Source organism: Vibrio sagamiensis NBRC 104589, assembly GCF_007990935.1.
Taxonomy (GTDB): domain Bacteria; phylum Pseudomonadota; class Gammaproteobacteria; order Enterobacterales; family Vibrionaceae; genus Vibrio; species Vibrio sagamiensis.
In genome coordinates, this window is the sequence record NZ_BJXJ01000043.1 from 22,315 (window position 1) to 29,111 (window position 6,797).

Here is a 6,797-nt window from a genome sequence, read left to right on the forward strand (position 1 = left end):
CTATGCATCATTTAGTGATCGGGGAGTTCGTGTTTTCGGTTGCAGATAAAACGCCCATCACCAAGTTTGATAGGACGACGACAGGCGCTTATTCCGAGGTTGGCCTAATTGATAATGCGCGTTCTGAGCGAACCGGCAAACCACTTGAAACCATCGACATCACCGCAAAGTGGCTGCAATACCATTCGGCTAAGTCAGTGGATGCCATTCGAGCTTTGATTGATGGGCCTCAACAGGTCAGTGATGGTCAGGGTTTTAACCTTGGCCGTTGGACGATTAAGCAGATCAAAGAAGGGAGGAGCGAACTTATCCATGATGGCCGTGCCATGGTGACAGACGTGTCCTTACAATTATTGGAGTTTCGAGGATGAAACGATTAGCCAACAAAGGCGAGTTGATCACCGACTTACTTTTCAAACAAACAGGCCAAGACAGTGATCAATTAGAAGTCGAGTTTTATCGCCTCAATCCGCACGTTCGAGGCGAAATCTTCACTGCAGATACCTACGTTTCTATTCCAGAAATATCGACAGTAAAACCCACTCAATCCGTTACGAGGTCTTGGGACTGATGTTAAAACTCATAGGTAAAAATAGCGAGCTGTTGTTGTCTCGTCTAAAATCTTGGCGCTTGTCAGATGGCAACGGCATTGAGGGGGATAGCCTATCATTGACGATCAATTCTGATGACGTTGATGGCATTCCACCAAAAGGTGAGCAGTACTCGGTCTATTTGGATGACGTGCTGCGTGATAAATTTCAAATATCGAAACGCTCTATTAGTTTGCACCCGCATGAGGTGGTGTTGGTGCTGTCTGTTGCTCCGTTTAGCATCAAAGACGAAACCGGATATCGAGAGCGTAAATCGATGAGTTGGGATAACACAACCCTGGCTCAAGTCGTGGCAGACAATGTGGCCCCTCATGGCTTTCAAGCTTTTGTGCATCCGAGATTACAAAAAATTGAAATCGCGCATCTCGATCGAACCGACGAAAGCACGCCGTCGTTTTTGTATCGGCTTGCCAAACAATACGACGCGGTGGCCAAGCCCATCGATAGCCGCTTTATCTTTGCGCCTAAAGGCGAGGCGAGAAGTGCCAGTGGCAAAGACATCGAGACAGTGACGTTGTCACAGCCAAGCGGCAACAATCCCCAGCTACCGAACTTCATTAATGTAAACATCGACCTTGATGGTCGTACGGATGTCACCGGTATTAAGGCCTTTTATCTTTCAACTGGGGACGGCACACGCCAGGAAGTGAGAAAAGGGAAAGCACCATTTCGAACGATTGGCAAAGACAGAAATAGTAAGCAGGAGGCAGAGCAAGCATGTGCGAGCGAACTAAGGAAACTGCAGCGAGAGGGGCGAAAGCTTAGCATAGAAGCGCCACCCAATCCCGCGGTGTTTGCCGAGGGCTTGCTCATCCTCGACGCCTCTTTTCCTGGTGTATTTCAAGGAACCTGCTCAATAGACAGTGTTTCGTTTTCTGGCCAAGGCCTGCAGCCAAGGCGAATGAGCATCAAAGCCACTTTAACGGGGGAATAGAATGATCACGTTGAATTCCGGTGTGCATTACACATCGACAGTTCGCTGTAAGATCTCTGATGCGCAGATCAAAAGACATTCAAAGCGGCGTCATGTGAGGCAACTGAAAGACGAACGATACTCGGTGTATTTACGTTACAAGAAAAACAGGGAGCATGGCTCTTGGGTCTTTTATGAGTACAGCAGTGGTAAGCAAACCGCCCATGTTTTTGGCAAGTACCCAAACTTAAGCGCCAAGTACATTCCAGAAGTGGTTGAGCACATTGTAAAAGAACTCTCCACCGGTGTTCGGGCTCGTTCAAACGAGTTTATTACCGTCGATGAGCTGCTGGTCTGGTATTTAGATATGGAAGCTCGAAGCGGACACATATCAAAAGGCCGCCTTACTTCGCTCAAGGCCATGATTGAAAATCACCTTATTTCTTGTCTTCACGGTGTGGAGCTTGCCGGGCTTTCCCATCGTGAAATTGAAAAGCAACTGATGAAGCCCTTGCGTGAGGGCATGTACTCAATCAGTTACATTCGCTCCATCTTCCAGGCATTAAAAGTGGCCTTTAATCAGGCCAAAAAGATGAACAAGATCGGGCACAACCCACTTAACGACATGGTGTTTACCGACTTCCTAAAGGCCAAAATCCAGCCTAAAGGATGCAAATTACTCGTTGGCCACACTCCAGACTTACTGCAGCAATTTGGTGATGCCGAGCCTTTAACACGAATGTTGTGTTTGATGATGCTTAGCCACGGAACGCGGATTGGAGAAACGCGCAAGGCGAAGTGGTGCAACGTTTGTTTCATCACCAAGCGGTGGAGAATACCGGTGCGTGACACAAAGACAAGAAAAGAGATCTTATACCCACTCACTGATGAGTGGGTCACTTTGCTGCAAGCCTACAAAGCATGGCAACTGGCCAACGGTTATAAAGGGAACAATCTCTTTCCTTCCTGCAAGCGGGATCAAAGCCCACTATCCAGTGCCACGGCAACTCAGATTGTGCGAACGATAGCGAAGGGGAACTGGACCGCTCACGACTTAAGAAAGCTAGCGCGTACCGTGTGGGCCGATATAGGTATTGATTACCTGGTTGCAGAGACACTATTGAATCACGCCAAGGGAAAACTCGAGCAAGCCTACATTCACACTCACATTGAACTGCAGAAGTCAGAAGCCCTTAAAACCTATCATTTGTGGCTAAAAAATTGCTGGCGAAGCTGTTTTATACCTGATTTTTAAAAAACGTTCATTCTGAAAATATATATTTAAATCAATGACTAAAAGCCATTTAAAATTTAATTGCAAAGGACAGTATTAGCATGGGTAATTTTGAGCAAAAAGGTGATATAAATCACATCTTAGTGGCCGCTGCGCGACTTGCTCCACACCAAGTTAAATGGGTGAAGTTAAGCAAGACACAATTAAAGGTATTAGATTCGATAAAGCAGGGTGAAGAAGTGACAGCGCAACTTATTGCTGAGCGATGTGATTTGTCACCAAGTTGGGCAAGTTCTTTACTTAAACGATTGAATGAAAAATATTATTTGAAAAGGTGGTTATTATCAAAAAAAGGAGGAGGTGTTGAGTTTGTTTATTGTATAACTTATCTTAATGACATGTAACCATCTAAAATATAGGCACTTTCTAAGATGTATAGTGACTTTAATACTGTTTGTGAATATCGCTCTCAAGTTCCAGGGGTTAAGGGTAACTCCGTCCCTTCAAATGATCCATCCATAGGACACATCATCCAATCTCTCGAAAACATAGCTAAGGCGCTTGAGAATAGTTTTAGTAAGTATCGAGGTTTCGATTTTAAGTTCGTTCCTTCAAAGGGAGCCTCTGTTTTTCCTTTTGTGCCTTATGTAGCAATTTTACCTCCTAATCAAAGCGTATCAAAAGGTATATATGTTGTTATATGTTTTGACAAATATGGAAAAGGGGCTTTAGTTGGCTGTGCCGAGTCTAAGACTAATTCACAGGGCTTGCGGACTGTAAAGAGAACAGTAAAGGGAAAGACATTAAGAATTGATGTAAACGGCCCAAAACCAAACACACATTATAATGATGTGTTTGCCCAACCTCGCGAGTTTCATTTTCCTCTGGGAAGTGACCAAGAACTCCTTGCACATATCGAATTATCTCTAGATAGATCATTAGTTGAACTTGGATTATTAAATCTTGATAGTGCTGATATCTCTATCCAGGAAGAAAAGAAACAAACCGATAGTTTTGATCCTAAGAACCTACAAGACGCCAGGAAAAAAATAACGAGAGAGATCCACGCGCGACAGGGGCAAGCTGCTTTTAGAGAGATGCTTTTAGCTGAGTACGGACGTTGTTTGGTTTCTGGCTGCAAAGTGAGTCATGCTATCGAAGCTGCTCACATAGTTCCTTATATGGGAGAGGCTACTAATTCTATTGAGAACGGCCTGTTACTGAGAGCTGATATACACACGTTGTTTGATCTGGGTTTGATATCTATAACACCATATCAACGTAAAATTGTAGTTTCTAAAAGGTTGTCTTGTACTGACTACGAGCAATATGCGGGGAAAAAAATGCAAGGCTTAGCCGTTAGTGATGAGGCTTTACTTTACCATTACGAGTCGACATTTAAAGGCTAATTTTCTTATAAATAGGTTCTTCTGCCAATCTATACTCTACAAGCGCGGGTACATCTCGCGAAATGAAAATTTTTAGAGTTATATGGCCACCACCACCTCCGAAGAGATTTTTCCAGTTATTTAGTAGAGAACAGGTTGAGCGTGATGCGTAACACTAAAAAATATGATACCGATCAAATCATATTAATGCTGTTGCACTTACAGTTCGCTGTGTTGTATTAAATTAAATAAGGATCAAAAATGAATCAGGCAAGTCGTCGTATAGCGCATGCGTTGCATAAAGAGGGGTGGAGTTTTGAAGAGGGGCTTCGAGCATCATTAATGAGAAATGCTACAAGAATTAAGCCAGATGAGTATGACGTTGACATGAAGGGGAGCCTATTTTGCCCCGTGTGCTTTACAAACCTTAATCGGGTACCGCATGACAAAGATCATACAACATCAAATAAGGATGCTCATTTTAGGCACATGTCGAAATATAAAAGAGTCCCTTGTGTACTGCGCTCTACTAAAAAGGTACAAATTAAAAAGTACAATAGTTTAGAATCAGTAAATCAAGCTATCGACAACGAAGAGTTGGTAATAGTTAGTGCTTTCATGAAAGATAAGCCAGTACCATGTTTACCCAAGGATCCTCAACCATTCGCCGTCCCACAGTTTGACGATATCGACGGACCTGAGACCGAAGTACCTTTAGGGGTCCACAACGGTCAATCATTTAAAGTCCCAAGTAAAATTTCTTCCTTAAGAGGTATATGTCGTAACTTTGATAAAAACTATTATCGCTATTTCTTCTTTCCTGGTTATCGGAAAGCTATTGCTCTTAACTCGCTTATCCGCGATGCACGGAACATTAAAAAAGAAGAAAGAAAACCTAAGCTTTATGTCGTTAAACTTCAGAACTCATCTCATTTTGGTCATCCACCTCGTGATAACAATATTCGAATGACCTACATTGAAAGTTCACAAGAAGTTAAAGACTTTTGCATTAAAACACCTCATTGGCTTCAAAATGAACATGGAATAGGGAGTGAAACGGAAGGACGATATGCTTTAATATTTGGAAAAGTAACTCAAAATGGTATTGGCTTGTGTTTCGAAGATCTCGGGTGGGGTGAATTAGCACTGGTACCAGAAAAATATAACTACCTAATCGAAGATGTTTACTCTTTGACTAATCAAGGTAACTAAATACTGTGAAAGGCGCTAGCAAGTGCCTTTCATCACTCTAACTTTAACACCAACCATAATGATAATGCCGCGCGTTGCGAATCAATATTAAACAGATTGTTATGTGTATTTACTCGTAACTGAACTCGACATTCGCTGACTCAAAATCAAAAGGTTTATCCAACAACTTTGCCAGATAGCTTAACGAACGCCCAAATTCCAGTTCTTGATCCATAGACAATGTCATTCGAAGTATACAATGGTGGAGAAGGCTGTCTCTGGGGATATTTATCTTTTGCAACTCTTCGACTGGCTTTGGGGTTCGCACCCAACACTGAAATTTAAAGTCATCCAGCATCTTATGGAAATAGAACCCAAATTTAGAATCCAGACAGGTTAACTCAAATTCCCAAGAATCAATTAGTTTTCGTTCAGATGCAGCTACAAACAATTCCGCAGTTTCAAATGCGCGCCTAACTTCAGTGCTATTTGGAACAATAAAGTCATGCTCAATCTTGTTCCTTAAAGTACGAATTTCGGAAACTAAACCACAGGGCGCGATACCAAAACTCACAATTACTTTTAATTTCGCAGGTAAATTTACAGAATCATCATCTCTAAAAAACTCACCGAATTCATTGAGGTTTTTGGGATACTTTTTTGGATCATAACCGAGGGCTTGAAAAATCCTATCGATTTGACAATCGATGGCTCTCTTTGAATTCCCTAGGGAATTAATAAGCCCACGAATGCTACCTTCACGAAAATCACGTTTCGCAAAAGATATATATTCGCTTGGATTTACCTCAAACTTCCAATCCAAACGAGAGCCTACATCTGGCACAACTTTGACGTTATTAAATGAAATAGGAACCTCTTTCAGTTCCTCTAAGTAGTCAATTTTGTTCATAATTCTCCAATGCATATAATGTTTTTTATACGGCGATCAATCCGCATTTCGAGGACGAATAATGCCGCCTTTCTTCACCTAATTCAACAATAAATCAATAGGTTAGTGATAAAATAGAGACGTTAGATTTCATTTTGGCGTATAACCTTAATACCTCCGAATGACAAGTTGAGGGATTATGAGGTGGTAAGTCTATAAGGCTCATGGGGCAATTTGAGTAGAATTCACCCACGCTACTGGCGCACAAAACAGGTATTCAGGACAAATATATGTGCGTCTAAGCGACGTCTTGTCATAGCTTCTTGCTTTGAACAGTTTAATACTATCAATGAGTTAGTAATGAATGTTCATGATAAAAAAGGTGTCACGAATCTTTGGGGCAGAAAACAAAACCCAACAAAGGCTTTGGGGCAGAATTGGGGCAATTTTGGGGGTAGAATGGAGCAATATATTCCATCGATACAAAAAAGGCGCTCTAATAAAGCGAGCGCCTCTCTTAAATTTTCACTGGAAAACAGTAACTATTTTTTACGGCAGTATTCGGCGATCA

Annotated in this window: 9 protein-coding genes; 8 read left to right on the forward strand and 1 reads right to left on the reverse strand. The window is 42.1% G+C overall.

The features are described 5' to 3' along the window. Window positions 1-2: 2 nt before the first annotated feature. The 7 genes from VSA01S_RS16685 (at window position 3) to VSA01S_RS16715 (ending at window position 5,358) form a co-directional block, all read left to right on the forward strand. Window positions 3-371 (forward strand): phage tail protein, encoded by a 369-nt coding sequence (locus VSA01S_RS16685; RefSeq protein WP_039979895.1) that lies wholly within the window; start codon window positions 3-5, stop codon window positions 369-371. Continuing rightward, window positions 368-571 carry a hypothetical protein gene (locus VSA01S_RS16690; protein WP_009841323.1) on the forward strand — a complete coding sequence of 68 codons (204 nt, stop codon included), beginning with the start codon at window positions 368-370 and terminating at the stop codon, window positions 569-571. The genes VSA01S_RS16685 and VSA01S_RS16690 overlap by 4 nt, the downstream gene beginning before the upstream one ends. Continuing rightward, window positions 571-1,545, forward strand: a complete 975-nt coding sequence (locus VSA01S_RS16695) for a hypothetical protein (protein ID WP_039979896.1) — start codon at window positions 571-573, stop codon at window positions 1,543-1,545. Before VSA01S_RS16690 ends, VSA01S_RS16695 begins: the two co-directional genes overlap by 1 nt. Before the next feature lies 1 nt (window position 1,546). After that, window positions 1,547-2,779: a tyrosine-type recombinase/integrase gene (locus VSA01S_RS16700; protein ID WP_039979897.1), complete on the forward strand. Its 1,233-nt coding sequence runs from the start codon at window positions 1,547-1,549 to the stop codon at window positions 2,777-2,779. Window positions 2,780-2,859: 80 nt separating this feature from the next. Beyond that, entirely contained in the window at window positions 2,860-3,162 is a 303-nt protein-coding gene (locus VSA01S_RS16705; RefSeq protein WP_039979898.1) for a MarR family transcriptional regulator, read from the forward strand. Window positions 3,163-3,189: 27 nt separating this feature from the next. Beyond that, on the forward strand, window positions 3,190-4,167 hold the full coding sequence (locus VSA01S_RS16710; protein ID WP_050567274.1) for an HNH endonuclease: 978 nt from the start codon (window positions 3,190-3,192) through the stop codon (window positions 4,165-4,167). A gap of 240 nt (window positions 4,168-4,407) precedes the next feature. Beyond that, window positions 4,408-5,358, forward strand: coding sequence for a hypothetical protein (locus VSA01S_RS16715; RefSeq protein ID WP_039979899.1), 951 nt, complete (start codon window positions 4,408-4,410; stop codon window positions 5,356-5,358). A 109-nt stretch (window positions 5,359-5,467) separates the two neighbouring features. Here the strand turns inward: VSA01S_RS16715 and VSA01S_RS16720 are convergent, their stop codons facing one another. After that, entirely contained in the window at window positions 5,468-6,247 is a 780-nt protein-coding gene (locus tag VSA01S_RS16720; protein WP_039979900.1) for a hypothetical protein, read from the reverse strand. 339 nt (window positions 6,248-6,586) lie between these two features. On the opposite strand from VSA01S_RS16720, the gene VSA01S_RS20215 reads away from it, so the two are divergent. Next, a partial coding sequence (locus VSA01S_RS20215; RefSeq protein ID WP_222593936.1) for a hypothetical protein occupies window positions 6,587-6,797 on the forward strand: 211 nt, incomplete at its 3' end.